Origin of the sequence: Mesorhizobium sp. M1227 (assembly GCF_040318315.1) — a bacterium.
In the GTDB taxonomy this organism is placed as follows: Bacteria; Pseudomonadota; Alphaproteobacteria; order Rhizobiales; family Rhizobiaceae; genus Mesorhizobium.
Genome location: NZ_JAMYLZ010000028.1, coordinates 23607 through 40488 on the forward strand (window position 1 = coordinate 23607; position 16882 = coordinate 40488).

The following is a 16882-nucleotide window of genomic DNA, read 5'->3' on the forward strand; positions in this document are numbered from 1 at the left end:
CATGAATGCCATGACCAAGACCCTCCCCGCCACCATGGCCGCCGTGCAACTGATCGGGCACGGCGGACCGGAAAAGCTCGTCTACCGCACCGACGTGAAAGTGCCCTCGCCCGCCCGGGGCGAGGTGCTGGTCAAGGTCACCGCTTGCGGCATGAACAACACCGATGTCTGGGTGCGCCAGGGCGCCTATGGCACGGAGGAGGATGCCGCCGCTGTGTCGACCTGGCGTCGTCAGGGCAATACGCTGAGCTTCCCGCGCATCCAGGGCACCGACACGGTCGGCAACATCATTGCCGTCGGCGACGGCGTGTCGCCGGCCCGCATCGGCGAGCGGGTGATGGTCGATTTCTCCATCTACAATCGCGACGACGATTCACTCGCCGACATCGACTATATGGGCCATGGCCGCGACGGCGGCTATGCCGAATACCAGGCAGTACCGTCCGAAAACGCCCATGTCGTCGACACCGATCTGAGCGATGTCGAGCTTGCCACTTTCTGCTGCGCCTATCTCACCGGCGAGCAGATGTTGGAACGCGCCGCATTGAAAGCCGGCGAGCGTGTGCTTGTCACCGGCGCCTCTGGCGGCGTCGGCTCCGGCATCGTGCAGCTGGCGCGGGCGCGCGGCGCCATTCCCTATGCGGTTGCCGGCAAGGGCAAGGAACAGGCCGTGCGTGAGATCGGCGCCGAGGCGGTGATCACCCGTGGCGTTGCCGATCTGCCGGCCGCCGTCAGCGCGGCGACCGGCGGGCGGCCAATCGATGTGGTCGCCGACCTGGTCGGCGGCGCGATCTTCAACGACCTCCTGCGCATCTTGAGGCCGGAAGGCCGCTATACCACGGCCGGCGCGATTGCCGGCCCGGTCGTGCAGCTCGATCTGCGCACCATGTACCTGAAACAGCTGCAACTGCATGGCTCAAGCCAGGGCACACGCGCGGATTTCCGCCGCATCGTGCGCTACATCGAGGACAAGAAGATCCGGCCGCTGGTCGGCGGCGTCTACAAGCTGTCCGATTTCCATCGCGCCCAGGCCGATTTCATCACCAAGGATTTCGTTGGCAAGCTGGTCGTCGTGCCGGATGCGTCGCCAAAATAGCGCGTCGACCAAAAACGCCTATGACAGGCTCGGGCCGTTCGCGGACGCGGTGAGGTCGAGCGCCACATCCAAGCAGCGTTTTCGTGATGGCTTTGTTTATCTGAATGAGCAAAACCCATTCTGATTTGGCTGCACGCCGGCAACAAGGATTCCTGACCCTCTCCTGCGGTGTTATAGGTTTTCGCGATTTTCTTATAACTTCCGCTTGCGTCCCTTGAGGTCATGCCGCTATAAGAGAACCGCATTTTTCTTATAACCGGAGCCGCCTGACATGAAGACGGTCGACCTCGTTTACCGCACGATGTATGCGGAACTCGTCCAGCGATCCTTGGACGCAGTCTTCGAAACGGATTTCCCTACGACGGGCAATCTCGTCAAGGTGCCCGTCAAGGGCAAGGTATACTGGTATTTCGAGGAAACGCAGCCGACGAAGACGCGACGGTATGTCGGGCCTGACAGCGATCCCGAGATTGCAAAACGCGTTGAATCCTTCCGTCAGATCAAGGACGACCTCCGCGCCCGCAGGAAGCTGGTATCCACGCTCGTGCGCGAGGCAGGGCTGACAGAACCCGAAAGGTTCACCGGGGATGTCGTCGAGGCGCTGGGGAAGGCTGGCATCTTCCGCTTGCGCGGCGTCCTGGTCGGCACAGTCGCCTTTCAGTCCTACGCGGGCTATCTGGGCGTGAAGCTGCCCGGTGCAGCGTTGCAGACGGGCGATGCAGACTTCGCCCTATTCCATTCCGTGTCGGCCGCGGTCGAGGACAGCCTGCCGCCCATCCTCGAAATCTTGAGGGAGATCGACCCAACCTTCAGGGAAATCCCTCACAGATCAGATCCCGAACACGCGACGCAATTCGAGAACGCAGTCCGATACAAGGTCGAGTTCCTTACACCGAACACGGGCAGCGATGACTACGCCGATCATGCAACCTCGATGCCGTCTTTGGGCGGTGCATCCGCGCAGCCTCTTCGGTTTCTCGATTTCCTGATCCACGAACCAATCAGAACTGTGCTGCTGCATCGATCGGGAGTGCCTGTCGTGGTACCGTCGCCCGGACGATATGCGGTTCACAAGCTGATCGTTGCCTCGCGCCGACAGAACAACGCAAACGGCGTGGGCAAGCGGGAAAAGGATGTCCACCAGGCAGCACTTCTGGTCGAGGCACTGGAAGCTACCCGTCGCCAGGACGATCTCGCCATCGCGTTTTCGGAAGCGTGGGACAGGGGGAAACATTGGCGTGAAGCGATACAAAAAGGACTTGGCTTGATTCCCCAGAAACAGCGTGGCGACGTCGAGGCGACGATCGTCAACGCACTTTCAGGAATCGGCGAGGAACTGGAAGGATTCAGCGGCTCATCTGCGAAAACAAAGCACGGAGACTAAACGGCAGCAACGGGTGTGGAGGGTAACCTTCTGCCAGCCGTCGCCGACGCGTTTTTGTTTTCAGGTTTCAAAATCGACTTTGCCTATTCAGCTCTGCGATCGGACCTGCTTGGCGGCAGCCTCGAGCGACCGTTCAAACGCGTCGATCACCTGGTCGACCTGCGGCTCGGTGATGATCAGCGGCGGGCAGAAAGCCAGCGCATCGCCCATATTGCGCGAGATGACGCCGTTCTGCTGCATGAAGCCGTTGACGAGTCCGCCCAAGGCACCAACCGTGCCCCACGGCGTCTTGTTCGCCTTGTCGCTGACCAGCTCGACCGCCGCGATCAGGCCGACGCCGCGCACCTCGCCGACAAGCGGGTGCGAAGCGAGCGTGCGCAGCCGCTTCTGCAAATGCGCGCCGACCGCACGCGCATTGCCGACAAGGTCGCGCTCCTCGATCAGCTTCAGGTTCTCGAGCGCGACCGCTGCCGCAACAGGATGGCCGCCGCCGGTGAAGCCGTGGCCGAAGGTGCCGATACGGTTGCTTTCGTCGGCGATCGGCTCAAATACCTTCTCGTTGATCAGCAGGGCCGAGATCGGCAGGTAGGACGAAGAGATCTGCTTCGACAGCACCATGATGTCGGGCCTGATGCCGAAGGTCTGCGAGCCGAACATCTCACCTGTTCGGCCAAAGCCGCAGATCACCTCGTCGGCAATGAGCAGGATGTCGTATCTCCATAGCACCGCCTGTATCTTCTCCCAGTAGCCGGCCGGCGGAACGATGACGCCGCCGGCGCCCATGATCGGTTCGCCGAAAAAGGCGGCGATGGTTTCCGGTCCTTCGGCGAGGATCAGCTTTTCCAGCTCGTCGGCAAGCCGCGTCGAAAACAGCTCTTCGCTTTCACCCGGCAGCGCCTCGCGCCAATGGTGCGGCGTCGAGGTGTGCAGCACATTGGCGATCGGCAGATCGAACGAAGTGTGGTTGTTGGGCAGTCCGGTCAGGCTCGCCGAGGCGATGGTGACGCCGTGATAGCCCTTCTTGCGGCTGATGATCTTCTTGCGCGCCGGCTGGCCGAGCGCATTCGACCGGTACCAGATCATCTTCATGGCCGTATCGTTGGCCTCGGAGCCGGAATTGGTGAAATACGCCTTGCTCATCGGTACCGGCGCCATCTGCACCAGTCTCTCGGCGAGATCGATCAGCGGCGAATGCGATTTGGAGCCGAAATCGTGATAGTAAGGCAGCTTCGACATTTGCCGTACTGCCGCATCGACCAGCCGCTTCTCCGAAAAGCCGACCGCGACGCTCCAGAGCCCCGCCATCGCCTCGATATAGCGGTTGCCGGCAAGGTCCTCGACATAGATGCCGTCGCCCTTCTCGATGACGAGCGGCCCCGACTCCTGATGCTTGCGCGCATTCGTATAGCCATGCATGTGAAAGCTTATGTCGCGGGCTTCGGGTGAATTCGGTCTTGCGTCCATGACGGCTCCTGTGCTGCACGCGGAACAGTCCTGCCGCCGGTCCGGCTCAGCAGGTCCCCGTGCGTTATGCCGTTTGATGCATCTTTCTCGAACGGTATAGTGTCAAGCGCTTTCGACAGGGCCAGCGGATGGATGGACGCATGCAGAACTTCGGCTTGACCTAACCGTGGACCATGTCGACTGCATTGTCGCCGGCGCCGGCGTTGTTGGCCTGGCGATCGCGCGAGAGATGGCGCAGCGCGGCATCGATACGCTGGTCCTGGAAGCCGAGAGCGCTATCGGCACCGGGACAAGTTCGCGCAATTCCGAGGTCATCCATGCCGGCCTCCACTATCCGGTTGGATCGCTGAAAGCCCGGTTCTGCGTGGCCGGCCGGGAAAGACTCTATCGCTATTGCGAGGAGCGGGCGATCCCGCACGCGCGCTGCGGGAAGGTCATCGTTGCCACAAATGCCGAACAGGAGCCGGTGCTCGCCTCAATCCGGGCCAATGCACGCGCTTGCGGCGCCGGCGACCTGTTGCGCTTGAGCGATGCCGAGGCGCATACGCTGGAGCCCAGCCTTAAGTGCACGGCGGCGCTGCTGTCGCCCGCCACCGGCATCATCGACAGCCATGCCCTGATGCTCGCCCTGTTGGGCGACGCCGAGGAGCACGGGGCGGCACTTAGTCTCAACACGCGCATCGCCTCCGGCCGCATCGAAGCAGGCCGCGTCGTGCTCGAGACGGTGGACGCTGCCGGCGGCGAGCGCTTCGAGATCGCCACTCCGCGTTTCGTCAATGCCGCCGGGCTTGGCGCGGCAGCACTTGCAGGTTCGCTTGAAGGGCTCAATCAGCAATTCGTGCCAAAGCTCCATTATGCCAAGGGCAATTATTTTTCGGTGGCCGGCCGGGCGCCCTTCTCGCGATTGGTCTATCCGGTGCCCGAACCCGGCGGGCTCGGTGTTCATCTGACGCTCGATCTCGACGGCGTCGCCCGCTTCGGGCCGGACGTCGAATGGACCGATCAACTCGACTATCGCGTCGACCCGGCTCGTGGCGAGCGCTTCTACAGCGAGATCCGCAAATACTGGCCGGACCTGGCCGATGGCAGCCTGCAACCCGCTTACAGCGGCATCCGGCCAAAACTGTCCGGTCCCGGTGAGGCCAATGCCGACTTCGTCGTCCAGGACGTGGCGGTGCACGGCGTGGATAGCCTGGTCAATCTGTTCGGCATCGAAAGCCCCGGCCTGACCTCCTGCCTGACGATTGCCGACCATGTCGCGCAGTGCCTCGCGCCGAAGTTGTAGCGTGCGGCGCCACGCGCCATGATCTGCACTGTATCAAGGCGCATTGCGTGAACTTTCAGACGCAAGTCGCCTATGAGGCACATCGCGCACTTGCAGCCCGCTCCGCGCTCTGATTCCCTGCATTCTGGGCTGTCCTGATTCGCACTGCCCGGTTCAGAGTTTTCGCAGTGCGCCCGGGACAAGCTTCCAGCGACCACTCGGCGTATCCAGGGAGAACGGCAATGAACACCGCGACGAGGCCGGTAATCTCGGAGATGAGGCCCAAGATCACCGTCGTCGGGGTCGGCGGCGGCGGCGGCAACGCCGTCAACAACATGATCGCCGAAGGCCTGCAGGGCGCGGAATTCATCGTCGCCAACACCGATGCCCAGGCCCTTGCCATGTCGAAGGCAACGAGGCTGATCCAGTTGGGCGCTCATATCACCGAAGGTCTCGGCGCCGGGTCCCTGCCCGAGGTCGGCCGTGCCGCGGCCGTGGAATCCATCGACGAGATCATGGATCACCTTGCTGGAACGCACATGTGCTTCGTGACCGCCGGCATGGGAGGCGGAACCGGCACTGGTGCCGCGCCTGTTATAGCACAGGCAGCGCGGGCAGCCGGAATACTGACCGTTGCCGTCGTCACCAAGCCATTCGTCTTCGAAGGCAGGCGCCGCATGTACGCTGCCGATGAGGGCATCGAGCGCCTGCGCGAAAGCGCCGATACCGTCATCGTCATTCCCAACCAGAATCTGTTCAGGATCGCCGACGCCAGAACCACGTTCGCCGACGCCTTTGCCATGGCCGACCGGGTCCTCTATGCGGGTGTCGGCTGCATCACCGATCTGATCGTCAAGGAAGGCCTGATCAATCTCGACTTCGCCGATGTGAAGTCGGTGATGCGCGACATGGGCCGCGCCATGATGGGAACCGGCGAAGCCGCCGGAGAAGGCCGCGCCAAGAAGGCAGCGGAAGCGGCAATCGCCAACCCGCTGCTCGACGAAGCTTCGATGATGGGCGCCAAGGGCGTCCTTGTCTCGATATCGGGCGGCATGGACATGACGCTGTTCGAGGTCGACGAAGCCGCTACCCGCATCCGCGAGGAGGTCGACAACGATGCCGACATCATCGTCGGCGCCATCTTCGACAAGGCACTCGCCGGAAAATTCAGGGTATCGGTCGTGGCGACCGGCTTGCGGCGTGGCCTGGAGATTCCACTGCTTGCCGAACCGGAAGTTCGCATGAACTGAACAGCGTTATCGCGTGCGGTTCGCTCAGCTGTTTGCCAGCCTCGCGTCACCACGGCCGCGCGCCGTCGATGACTTCCATGGCGCGTGCAGCAAAACGGCCGGCCAGCGGTGCCACGTCGGCCGCATCGGCCGCAACCGCGCTGCCGGCCAGCACGCGGTCGGCGATGCCGACGAAGATCACGGCAAAGCGGAACATGGCAAACACCAGATGGAACCGCTGGAGCGGCGCCGTCGGCACGGCGTGGGCGAAGTAATGATCGAGGAATTCGCGCTGTGTCGGAATCCCGAGGGCTGCCTGATCAAGGCCGAGGATGCCGCCATATTCGTCCGATGAGGAATGCCAGGGCATCGAGCAGAAGCCGAGATCAGCAAGCGGATGGCCGAGGGTCGATAACTCCCAGTCGAGTATGCCGATCACCTCGGGCCGCTCGGGATGGAAGATGAGATTGCCGAGACGGAAATCGCCATGCGCGATCGAAACGTGGCCGTCATCTGGCGGAAGATGTCGCGGCAGCCATTCGGCGACGGCTTCGAGCGCGGCAATGCGCTCACTCGGCGATTCCCGCAACTGTCTGGTCCAGCGCGCGATCTGTCGCTCAAAATAGTTCCCGGGACGGCCATAGTCGCCGAGCCCAACCTCTTCCGGCCGGACTGCGTGCAGCTTTACCAGCGCCTCGGCCATGCCGAAATAGATGCCGCGCCGCTCGTCCGGCGCCAGTCCCGGCAACGCGCCATCGTGGAACACCCGGCCGTCGAGCCGCTGCATCAGATAGAACGGCGTGCCGAGCGGCTCGTCGCCGTCGTGATAGAGCACCGGCCGCGGCACCGGCACCTTTGTCGATGCTAGCGCCTCGATCACCCGGTACTCGCGATCGACCGCATGAGCGCCGCGCAGGATCGGTCCCGGAGGTTTCTTGCGCAGAACCATGCGGCGGCCGCCATAGTCGACGAAATAGGTCGGGTTGGATTGGCCGCCGACGATCCGCTCAAGCGACATTTGGCCATCGCCAAAATGCGCTCTCAGAAAATCCTCCAGGCGTACCGGATCGAAATCCATCCTCATTGCCGGCTCAGCGGTTCCCGCCGCGACCTGTTTCGTCTTGTCTGCCGGCTTCGACATGCCAGCGCCAGAAGCCCGCACCTTCCTCGTTGAGAAAGCGGTTGAGCACCATCTTGTGGACCTCGTCGGCGCCGTCGACCAGGCGAGCCTGGCGGGCGTAGCGGTAAATCCATTCGAGTACAGTGTCTTTCGAATAGCCGCGGGCGCCGTTGATCTGGATCGCCACGTCGGCGGCGTCATGCAGCACGTTGGCGACCTGGATCTTGGCCATGGAGACCTCCTTGCGGGCAAAGCCACCGCGATCGAGCTCCCAGGCCGCCTTCATCACCAGCAGCCGCCCGATCTCGATGCGCATGGCAAGGTCGCCGAGCATCAGCTGGATACTCTCACGGTCGGCCAAAAGCTGCCCGAAACCGCTACGCTCGGCGGCATAGGCGCGCGCGATCTCGATGCAGCGCTTGGCAAGACCGAGCCAGCGCATGCAATGGGTGAGCCGCGCCGGACCGAGCCGGACCTGGGTAACCCGGAGGCCGCTGCCTTCGCCGGCAAGCACGTCCTCGACCGGGACTTCCAGGCCGTCGAACTCCAGCTCGCAATGGCCGCCATGTTCTTCCGGTCCCATGATTTCGATGCGCCGCACGATCCGCCAGCCCGGCTGGTCCTTGTGGAACAGCAAGGCCGAAAGGCCGTGACGCGGATCGTCCGAAGTGCGCGCAATGAGAATGAAGTGGCTCGCCTCTTGCGCGCCGGTGATGAACCATTTGCGGCCTGTGACGACATATCTGTCGCCACGCCGTTCGGCTCTGGTCATGATCATCGACGGGTCGGAGCCGCCGCCCGGATGCGGTTCCGTCATTGCGAAAGCCGAGCGCACCTTGCCCTCGACGATCGGTTTCAGCCATCTTTGCTTCTGCTCAGGCGTTCCCAACCCTTCCAGCATCATCATATTGCCATCGTCGGGGGCCGCGGAATTGAACACGACCGGACCGAAGATCGAGCGGTTCATCTCTTCATAGCAGACGGCCATATCCACCTTGGAAAGGCCGGCCCCGCCGGTCTCGGGTTTGAGCTGCAGGCACCACAGGCCGGCTGCTTTCGCCTTGCCGCGCAGCGTTTCAAGCAGCGGCAGCGCAATATTGCCATGGCCGTCATAGCAAGCCTTGTCAGCCTCGAGCGGCAGGATTTCGCGCTCGACGAAATCGGCGATCCGGCTGCGGAAGGCCTCGGTTCGGACGGAAATGTCGAAATTCATGGCGCTCACAAGGATGAAACGAGATGCCGCCATCGGCTCCGATGGTCGCGCCGGTAGTGTAACTGCCGTCGTTGAATGCGAGCAACAGCAGTTCGCCGGCCGTTCCTTGCGCACGTTCAAAGCGCCGGTTCGATACGCATCGATGCCGGCGTGCTGCCGATGGCGGTCGAATTCCAGGAGTACTCAGGCTTCGTATGGCTAACGTCCGCGACAATGCTCAGATCAATTCGAGGACAGCGCAGCCATAGCCGTCCAGCGTCAACACTCCGGAGACGGGTCCTTCGCTATCGAGCAGGTTGCTGCCGAAGGGAACGCCGGTTACCGAAACGGGCGTGTCTTTGACGTTTTGCACGAACAGCAGCCGGCGTTCGTCATTCTCGCGCATCGTGACCTCGACGCCGTCCGGCAGATCCGGAACCAGAGGCTCCACATTCGCATCGACGAAAGTGCGCGTAGCGAGTTGAGCTGTCAGCTCCGGGGTTAGATAAGTGCCGACATAGAGCACACGGCCCTTGCCGACGGCGCGGGAGGTAATTGCAGGCGTTCCCGCCGCGTAGCGGTTCGACCAAACCCCTACAATTTCGACTTCCGGTTCGACTGCGAGGTTCTCATAGAAATAACCGGCATCGACCTCGTGGTTTCCGACGGTAAAACGACGGATACGGCGGCTGGATTCGGCCGGTCTGTCGGGAGGAATGACGAGCCCGCCGGAGCGCGACATCGTATTGAACAGGCCATTGGCCCCAGGTGCCGCCAGCCGCCCGAAATCCTCGACGCGAACGCCGGTCAACTTCGACAGCGACCGGCCCGGCGCTGTCTCGCGGATGACGTGGTTGTTTTCGTCGCGGGTTCCAGTGCGCGCGCCGATGATGACGGTACCGCCATTTTCGGCAAAGACTTGCAGCCGCTCGGTCCAGCTGTCCTTCCAGATCACCCAATGCGGCACGTAGAACACCTTGAGCTTCGACAGATCGTCTTCCGGGTGGATGAAGCCGCAGGCGATGCCGCGGTCATAGCAATACTGATGCAGCAAGATTGCATCATCCTGCGGACTTGGCAGGCCGATGGGGAAGGTCTTGTGGGCTTCCTGATTGTCGAAGTCCGAGCCGGCGATGCCGACATCCATCCGCACATGGGTGCCCAGGATCTTGTCTTTAAGCGCCGTCATCTCGGTGGCGAACTGCCTGGCTTCGTCATAGCGGCGGCGAGCGACATCATCATGGTCTATGATGCCCATCCAGTATATCTCGGCGCCGAAATGTGCGGGACGCCAGCGGAAGAACATGATCCCATCGGCGCCACGCGCAACCGACGACATCGCCATGCGTCGCATTTCGCCTGGCTCCGGCGTCAGCGTGCAGAAGCCCGGCTGGGCGCCAAAACCCGACTGTTGTTCCGGCACTATGTAGTTGCCGGAAAATCCCCTGCAGATGTCGAGATGCAGCGCCTGGATCTTGGCGTGGTTGCCTAGGCGAAAGAACTCGTCATAGAGGAACGGATAGATGTCGTAGCCGACGAAGTCGAGATCGGTGGAGAATTGGCCGCGAAAGTCGATGTCACGCAATCCGCCGAGATTGTGGAAAATGAACCAACTGGCATTCGCTTTTCTCAGGATCTCGACCTGGTCGTGCTGGAACCGTGCTGTCGAAAAGGCGAGAAAACGGTGGTAGTCCTGGAGGTGACCGGGACCGGGAAAGGACGGGGAAAAATCCAGCGGGAAGACAATTTCGCTGAAATCGCCGTAAGCCGTCGCCCAGAAATCGCCACCCCAGGCGAAGTTCAGCCTGTCTATCGTCTTGTAGGTTTCCTGAAGGTAAGCCTGGAATTCCTTCAATGCCGACGGCGAATAGGATTCCGGCATGCTGGTGTTGAGTTCATTGTCGGTCTGCCAGCCGATGACATTTGCGTTGTCGCGGTAGTGGTCCGCCATCGCCCTGGTAATCTTGCGGCTGTAGTCGCGAAACACCGGGCTGCTGGTGTCGGCATACTGGCGCGAGCCGTGGCCCATCGACCGGCCATTTCCATCAAGCCGCAGGATTTCCGGATGTTTTGCCGTCAGCCAGCGCGGCGGGGTGGCGGTCGGCGTGCACAGGATCGTGTTGACGCCGTGACGCGCGAGGCGCTCGATTGCCCGGTCGAACAGGTCGAAATCGAAGGTGCCTTCACGCGGTTCGAAAATGTGCCAGGCGAATTCGCCGAGGCGGGCGACGTTGAAGCCGGCCTCGGCCATGCGCCGGGCGTCGTTGTCCCAGTAACTCTCGTCCACATGTTCGGGATAGTGCGGCGCGCCGACCAGAAAGCGGTCGGTCTGGATCGTGCGCCAGACCGACAGGGCGCGGCCTCTTGAAGTCTTGTTCACGAAGGATACTCCTGCAGATCAGTCGGTGATGGTGGATTTGCGGGCACTGATTGTCCGCTCATCGACAGAGGAAAAGAGATAGACGTCACGCGGCTCGACCTTGAAGCCGACGGTCGCGTCGGCAGCGACGGCACTCGCATGGCCGATCTGGACGGTGACGTTGCCGCTGCCGCTTTCGGAACTGACGCATTGCAGCGGGCCCGCGTCGGCATAGAGGATGGTCTCGCGGCCGAGATGCTCGACCAGCCGCACCCGTCCTGCAAAACTCGCTGTCCCTTCCGCGGCCAAGCTGATGCTCTCCGGCCGAATCCCCATCGTCACCCTATCGCCGACCTGTACGGATGCCGCTTCCGTCAGTTCGACAGTCAAAGGAGAAAGACCGGCGGTCGACAGCGTGGCGGCACCGCCGGAGACAGCGGCGACGGTCACTTCGAAAAAATTCATCCGGGGTGCGCCGAGGAAGCCCGCGACGAAGAGATTGGCCGGATTGCGGTAGAGTTCGAGCGGAGCGCCCACCTGCTCGACCGAGCCGCGATTGAGCACGACGATACGGCTCGCCATTGTCATCGCCTCGGTCTGGTCGTGCGTGACATAGACCATGGTGGCGCCGAGCCTGGCGTGCAGATCGGAAAGCTCGACGCGCATCTGCGTGCGCAGCGCTGCGTCGAGGTTGGACAATGGTTCGTCGAACAGGAACACGTCGGGCGAGCGGGTTATCGCACGGCCGATCGCCACTCGCTGACGCTGGCCGCCGGAAAGCTGTTTCGGCCGCTTGTCGAGCTGGTCGGTAATGCGAAGGATCTTGGCGGCTCGCAGCACGGCGGCATCGATCTCGGCCTTGGGGCGATGCGCCATGCGCAGGCCGAAACCCATGTTCTCGGCGACGGTCATATGCGGGTAAAGCGCATAGGACTGGAAGACCATGGCAATGCCGCGCTCACCCGGCTCGGTGGTGGTGACATCACGGCCGTTGATCAGAATCTTACCGGTCGAGACGGTTTCAAGCCCGGCGATGATCTTCAACAGCGTTGACTTGCCACAGCCGGACGGCCCGACGGTGACAATGAACTCGCCCTGTTCGACGCTGAGATCGATGCCGCGCAGCGCGTGGTAGCTGCCATAATTCTTTTGTATCTGCCGGAGTTCAAGACTGGTCATGGAGCCCTGCTTGCGAAATCAGTTTCGGATCGGGTGGGCGACGCCTTGAAGTCATGGTCGCTCATCCCTTGACCGCTCCCATGGTGAGGCCGGTGATGAAGTGCTTCTGCATTAGGAAGAACATGGCAACCGGCGGCAAAGCCACGACGATGGTGCCAGCCGAGATCAGGTTCCAGGCCGAGACCCATTCGCCGCGCAGGTTGGCGAGGCCGGCGGTTACCGGTTTGACGGTATCGCTGATGGTCAGCACGACCGCCCAGAAATAATCGTTCCAGATAAAGGTGAAGAGCAGGATGGCCAGCGCCGCGAGAGCCGGCCGCACCAATGGGACCACGACATGTACCAATGTCTGAAACGGCGTCGCGCCCTCGGCCCTGGCGGCCTGAAACAGTTCTCCCGGCAAGGCGGCGATGAAGTTCCGCATGAACAGTGTCGCAAACCCGGTCTGGAAGGCGATATGGAAGATGATCAGGGCCGCCATCGTGTCGTAGAGGTTGAGCCGCACCATGAGATCGCGCACCGGGATCATCATGATCTGGTGCGGCAGGAAGTTTCCGCCGACGAACAGGGCGAAGACGAGCATATTGCCGCGAAACCGGTAACGGGCGAGCACGAACCCGGCGAGCGTGCTCAAGATGAGAACGCCCATCACCGAGGGGATTGTGATCGTCAGGCTGTTGAGGAAGTAGCGGGCCATGGGCGTCTGGGTGAAGACCGCCGTGTAGTTGTCGACCAGGCCGAATTGGGTCGGCCAGCCCCACAGATTGCCGCCCATGACATCCTGTGTAGAGCGGAACGAGGTAAGGATGATGGCAAAGAGCGGCGCCAGCCAGACAATCAGGATGCCGACCACCAGCACGACATAGAGGCCACGCTGCCAAATAGCAGTCTCGGGAATCGGGCGGGGAAACATCAGCCGCCTCTTTCATCGGCGCGGATCATCCGCGTCAGGTACCAGGCGATGAAGACCGCCATGATCACGAACAGCACCGAGGCAATGGCCGCGCCATAGCCGAAGCGGTAGGAAAATATGGACTGCTCGAACATCTGATAGGCAAGCACCTCGGACGAACCGAAGGGGCCGCCGCTGGTCATCACCGAGACCATGTCGAAGGAACGCAGTGCGCCGACAACAGTGACGGCGATGGCGATAAAGGTGACCTGCGTCAGCTGCGGCAACACGATGTGGCGCAGCATGTTCCAGCCCCTGGCGCCGTCGACCCGCCCGGCGCCGATCAGGTCCTCGCTGAGATTGTTGAGGCCGGCGAGATAGAGCACCATGCAGAAGGCGATCTGCGGCCACAACGCTGCGATCACGACGGCGAAGGTGACGAAGTTTTCATCCGACAGCACTGCCGGGGCGGTCGCGCCGAAGGTGCGGAAGATCAGGGCGAGAAGTCCGAATTCCGGCGTATAGACCCAGGTGAAGACAACGCCGACGGCAACCGAAGCCAGCACCAGCGGAATGAAGAACAGCGATTTGAGCAGGCGCATGCCGCGGATTTTCTGGTTGACGAGCAGCGCGATGGCGAGGCCGAGCGGCGGCGCCAGCATGAACATCACCAACCAGATCAGATTGTTCTTCAGCGAAACATAGAACTGCGGGTCGGCGAACAGTTCGCGGTAGTTGCCGAGGCCGATCCAGACCATCGGGCTGAAGCCGTCCCATTCGTGCAGGCTGATCCACAGGCTCTCGACCGCAGATGCCAGAATGACGACGGAAAACAGCACAGCGGCTGGCAGGATCAGAAGTGTCGGTGTCAGCCACCAGCGATGGCGGCGCCAAAGCTTCGTCATTTTGGGAGACCTCATTCACGGAAAGCATCAGGGAGCAGAGTACGAACCCCGCTCCCCTCCGCTGGGAGGCGCTAGATCTTGAAGATCCGGCGACGGGTTCCCTCGAGACGCTGAAGAATGGCGTCCCGGCGCTCCGGCTTGGCCATGAATTCCTGGAAGCCGACCAGGCCGGCCTGGGCCATGTCGGGATCGGTGTCACGGTCGTAATATTGCGACGTGCCGGCCACCGTCTTCAGGCTTTCCACAGCCGCGTTGACCAGCGGGTCCTTGCTGGCCGGAAGGTCGTTGCGCGGCGGAACGTTGCCGCCGGGTTCCAGATAAGGGCCGAAATTTTCCGGCTGGTAGAAGAACGCGAGGAACTCGCGGGCACCCGCCTTGTTCTTGGCGTTGGCCGGGATGTGGACCGAATTGACCGAGAATTCTTCGTAGCGGTCGAGGGCGCCGTCAATCTTCGGGAAAGGGGCGAATGTCAGCTGCTCGAGATCCTGCTCAGGGAAAGTAGCTTTCACGAAGGCACCGAGGTTCATCATGCCGGCCTTCTTCTGGGCGAGGAAGGCGCCGGCCTCCTGCCAGCCGAACGACGTCTGATCCGGTGTGAAGAAACCCTGCTTGATCAGCTCTTCCCAGTGGTCGAAAACAGGCGTCAGCGCCGGGTCGGTGTAAGCCATCTTGCCATTCATCAAGGCAAAGTGCTTGTCGAGACCGTTGATCCGCAGGTTCATCTGGTCGAACCATCCGGCCGCCGGCCAGAGTTCCTTGGTGCCGATGCTGACGGGAATAAGGCCGGCAGCCTTGGACTTCTGGCCGTAAGCAAGGAATTCGTCCCAGGTCGCCGGCACCGTCAGTCCGTGCTCGGCAAAGACGTCCTTGCGATAGAACATGCCCCACATCGTGCCGCCAGTCGGCAGGCCATACTGCTTGCCGTCGACAGTGACGGCACCGGTCGTGGCACCCAGCACGTCCTTGTACTTTTCCTTCTCGAACAGATCCGAAATGTCGTCGAACAGGCCGCGAGTGACGAAGGCGCGCATGCGGTTTCCGGAGAACCAGAAGCAGACATCCGGCGCGCCGGCGACAAGGTAGTTGCGGATCGCGGTCTTGTGGGCCTCGTGATCCATATTGTTGATCACAACCTTGGTGCCGGACTGCTTCTCGAAGTCGGCCGCGATGCGCCGCAAGATCCGCAGGGCATCGGCATTGTTTTCGTCGGAAATGATGGTGACTTCGCTCGACTGGCTGAGTGCCGGCATCGGGAAGCCCGCGAGGGCTCCAGCGGAAATGCCCCCAGCTCCCTTCAGGAAATTGCGCCGCGTCGACGGCTTTTCAATCCACTTGAACGTCATTGTTACTCCTCCCGTGTTGTCAATTCTCTACTGGCACACCGGCCGGCGCGGTTGTTCTTCTCAACGGCACGGCTCACCCTCCCGGGCAAGGGAATATGCTTGCCCGCTCCTTCAGAGCGCGGTGACATTGCTAACCGGATTAATTTCGCTGACCCCCGGTTCGGGTGTTGAACAGTCGGGCAAACTTATGCATATGTTTTCTCGAGAGGCAATAATTAATTTACAAAATTAAGAAAGCGGATCCGTGAAGCTCAAGGGTGACCCGAGCACGACTCGGGCGATGAACCGCAGACTGATCCTCAATCTCTTGCGGCAGGAAGGAGCGCGCAGCCGGGCCGACATAGCGTCAGTTACCGGCCTTAGTCCGGCAGCGGTCACCTTCGTCGTGGCCGACCTCATCGAGGATGGCCTGCTGATCGAAGGCAAGACAGTCGTGGGCTCGGCTGGGCGCCGCCCTATCCCGGTGGATATCAACTATGCCAACGGCCTTGCCATAGGTTTCAAGCTGATGGTCGGATCGGTCGAATGCGTGGTCACCGATCTTGCGACCAATCCGCTGGGCTCTCTGCGCGTCAAGCTCTCGGACAGCGATCCCGACCACATCATAGCGACCTTGGCCAAGGCGGTACCGGAGCTGATTTCCATTGTCGATCGGCCCGCTGCCAAGCTTGCCGGGATCGGCATTTCAATGCCTGGCGTCATAGACAACCAGAAGGCTGTGTGTATCCGCAGCAATCGCTATAACTGGGACAACGTTCCCCTTGGCCCGATGCTGGCCGAACTGGTAGACGTCCCCGTGTGGCTTGAGGACGACACCAATGCCTATGCCATTGCCCAGCAACTCTTCGGCCTGGGACGCCAGCACCGCAATATGGCTGTGCTGGCGATCGGCGTCGGAATCGGCTGCGCGCTCGTCTTCGATGGCAAACTCTATCGCGGCGCGAACGGTGCCGCCGGCAAGTTCGGCCACACCTCATATGAGGAGAACGGCCGCCTTTGCGAGTGCGGAAAGCGCGGCTGCTTGATGGCCTATTACGCCGAGCCGGCGATCCTGCGCACCTGGCGCGAAGCCACGGGGCACAACGAAACGGATAGCAAAGTCAGCCTTATGGCAGCCTTGGCAGACCGCGAACCGCGAGCCGTCGCCATTCTCGAGGAAGCGGGACATGGCATCGGCCGGCATCTCGCCAATCTTGTCAACATCACCGACCCGGAGGTCATTGTCGTCGGTGGTGAAGCCGTGTCGTTTGGCGATGCGCTGTTTGGCCCAATGCGGCTGACGCTTGGGAAAAATACCTTTCGCGCGGCACCACCAATGCTGCTGGACTGGGAGGACAATTCCTGGGCAAGAGGGGCGGCTGCACTCGTGACGCAGAAGCTCTTTGATTTCGAAACATCTGCCGGCAACGCCGCTCCGCTTTCAAAGCCGGCCCTATGGTCGGCATAGGCGAGTGA

The 16882-nt window shown here is 61.8% G+C and carries 13 protein-coding genes; 5 read left to right on the forward strand and 8 right to left on the reverse strand.

The genetic code is table 11. From position 1 onward, the window contains the following. Nucleotide 1 precedes the first annotated feature (1 nt). Nucleotides 2-1096 (forward strand): alcohol dehydrogenase family protein, encoded by a 1095-nt coding sequence (locus NKH28_RS25430; RefSeq protein WP_352541678.1) that lies wholly within the window; start codon nucleotides 2-4, stop codon nucleotides 1094-1096. A 271-nt stretch (nucleotides 1097-1367) separates the two neighbouring features. Then, the gene (locus NKH28_RS25435; protein WP_352980692.1) at nucleotides 1368-2480 is read left to right on the forward strand and encodes a nucleotidyltransferase family protein; all 1113 of its coding nucleotides are present in this window, start codon (nucleotides 1368-1370) and stop codon (nucleotides 2478-2480) included. Between the two features lie 87 nt (nucleotides 2481-2567). Here the strand turns inward: NKH28_RS25435 and NKH28_RS25440 are convergent, their stop codons facing one another. After that, nucleotides 2568-3944, reverse strand: coding sequence for an aspartate aminotransferase family protein (locus NKH28_RS25440; RefSeq protein ID WP_352743585.1), 1377 nt, complete (start codon nucleotides 3942-3944; stop codon nucleotides 2568-2570). Between the two features lie 166 nt (nucleotides 3945-4110). Here NKH28_RS25440 and NKH28_RS25445 point away from each other — a divergent pair, with 166 nt between their 5' ends. Beyond that, nucleotides 4111-5229 carry an NAD(P)/FAD-dependent oxidoreductase gene (locus NKH28_RS25445; protein WP_352743583.1) on the forward strand — a complete coding sequence of 373 codons (1119 nt, stop codon included), beginning with the start codon at nucleotides 4111-4113 and terminating at the stop codon, nucleotides 5227-5229. A gap of 221 nt (nucleotides 5230-5450) precedes the next feature. Next, nucleotides 5451-6458 carry a cell division protein FtsZ gene (gene ftsZ, locus NKH28_RS25450; RefSeq protein WP_023677189.1) on the forward strand — a complete coding sequence of 336 codons (1008 nt, stop codon included), beginning with the start codon at nucleotides 5451-5453 and terminating at the stop codon, nucleotides 6456-6458. Nucleotides 6459-6504: 46 nt separating this feature from the next. Here ftsZ and NKH28_RS25455 read toward each other — a convergent pair whose 3' ends face one another. The 7 genes from NKH28_RS25455 to NKH28_RS25485 form a co-directional block, all read right to left on the reverse strand. Continuing rightward, nucleotides 6505-7521 (reverse strand): phosphotransferase family protein, encoded by a 1017-nt coding sequence (locus NKH28_RS25455; protein WP_352980708.1) that lies wholly within the window; start codon nucleotides 7519-7521, stop codon nucleotides 6505-6507. 7 nt (nucleotides 7522-7528) lie between these two features. Continuing rightward, the gene (locus NKH28_RS25460; RefSeq protein ID WP_352541731.1) at nucleotides 7529-8770 is read right to left on the reverse strand and encodes an acyl-CoA dehydrogenase family protein; all 1242 of its coding nucleotides are present in this window, start codon (nucleotides 8768-8770) and stop codon (nucleotides 7529-7531) included. A gap of 217 nt (nucleotides 8771-8987) precedes the next feature. Further along, nucleotides 8988-11129, reverse strand: coding sequence for a beta-galactosidase (locus tag NKH28_RS25465; protein WP_352980693.1), 2142 nt, complete (start codon nucleotides 11127-11129; stop codon nucleotides 8988-8990). A gap of 18 nt (nucleotides 11130-11147) precedes the next feature. Then, nucleotides 11148-12287, reverse strand: coding sequence for an ABC transporter ATP-binding protein (locus tag NKH28_RS25470; protein ID WP_352473208.1), 1140 nt, complete (start codon nucleotides 12285-12287; stop codon nucleotides 11148-11150). A gap of 61 nt (nucleotides 12288-12348) precedes the next feature. Further along, nucleotides 12349-13200, reverse strand: coding sequence for a carbohydrate ABC transporter permease (locus NKH28_RS25475; protein ID WP_352452362.1), 852 nt, complete (start codon nucleotides 13198-13200; stop codon nucleotides 12349-12351). Next, nucleotides 13200-14084 carry a carbohydrate ABC transporter permease gene (locus tag NKH28_RS25480; RefSeq protein ID WP_023677182.1) on the reverse strand — a complete coding sequence of 295 codons (885 nt, stop codon included), beginning with the start codon at nucleotides 14082-14084 and terminating at the stop codon, nucleotides 13200-13202. The genes NKH28_RS25475 and NKH28_RS25480 overlap by 1 nt, the downstream gene beginning before the upstream one ends. 71 nt (nucleotides 14085-14155) lie before the next feature. Beyond that, on the reverse strand, nucleotides 14156-15427 hold the full coding sequence (locus NKH28_RS25485; protein ID WP_352473206.1) for an ABC transporter substrate-binding protein: 1272 nt from the start codon (nucleotides 15425-15427) through the stop codon (nucleotides 14156-14158). A gap of 244 nt (nucleotides 15428-15671) precedes the next feature. On the opposite strand from NKH28_RS25485, the gene NKH28_RS25490 reads away from it, so the two are divergent. Then, nucleotides 15672-16874, forward strand: coding sequence for an ROK family transcriptional regulator (locus NKH28_RS25490; RefSeq protein ID WP_352473205.1), 1203 nt, complete (start codon nucleotides 15672-15674; stop codon nucleotides 16872-16874). Nucleotides 16875-16882 lie beyond the last annotated feature (8 nt).

What these genes read in the sequence shown, in the direction of transcription:
- NKH28_RS25430 (WP_352541678.1), top strand. Translation starts at nt 2, where the DNA reads ATGAATGCCATGACCAAGACCCTCCCCGCCACCATGGCCGCCGTGCAA.
- NKH28_RS25435 (WP_352980692.1), top strand. Translation starts at nt 1,368, where the DNA reads ATGAAGACGGTCGACCTCGTTTACCGCACGATGTATGCGGAACTCGTC.
- NKH28_RS25440 (WP_352743585.1), bottom strand. Translation starts at nt 3,944, where the DNA reads ATGGACGCAAGACCGAATTCACCCGAAGCCCGCGACATAAGCTTTCAC.
- ftsZ (WP_023677189.1), top strand. Translation starts at nt 5,451, where the DNA reads ATGAACACCGCGACGAGGCCGGTAATCTCGGAGATGAGGCCCAAGATC.
- NKH28_RS25455 (WP_352980708.1), bottom strand. Translation starts at nt 7,521, where the DNA reads ATGAGGATGGATTTCGATCCGGTACGCCTGGAGGATTTTCTGAGAGCG.
- NKH28_RS25460 (WP_352541731.1), bottom strand. Translation starts at nt 8,770, where the DNA reads ATGAATTTCGACATTTCCGTCCGAACCGAGGCCTTCCGCAGCCGGATC.
- NKH28_RS25470 (WP_352473208.1), bottom strand. Translation starts at nt 12,287, where the DNA reads ATGACCAGTCTTGAACTCCGGCAGATACAAAAGAATTATGGCAGCTAC.
- NKH28_RS25475 (WP_352452362.1), bottom strand. Translation starts at nt 13,200, where the DNA reads ATGTTTCCCCGCCCGATTCCCGAGACTGCTATTTGGCAGCGTGGCCTC.
- NKH28_RS25480 (WP_023677182.1), bottom strand. Translation starts at nt 14,084, where the DNA reads ATGACGAAGCTTTGGCGCCGCCATCGCTGGTGGCTGACACCGACACTT.
- NKH28_RS25485 (WP_352473206.1), bottom strand. Translation starts at nt 15,427, where the DNA reads ATGACGTTCAAGTGGATTGAAAAGCCGTCGACGCGGCGCAATTTCCTG.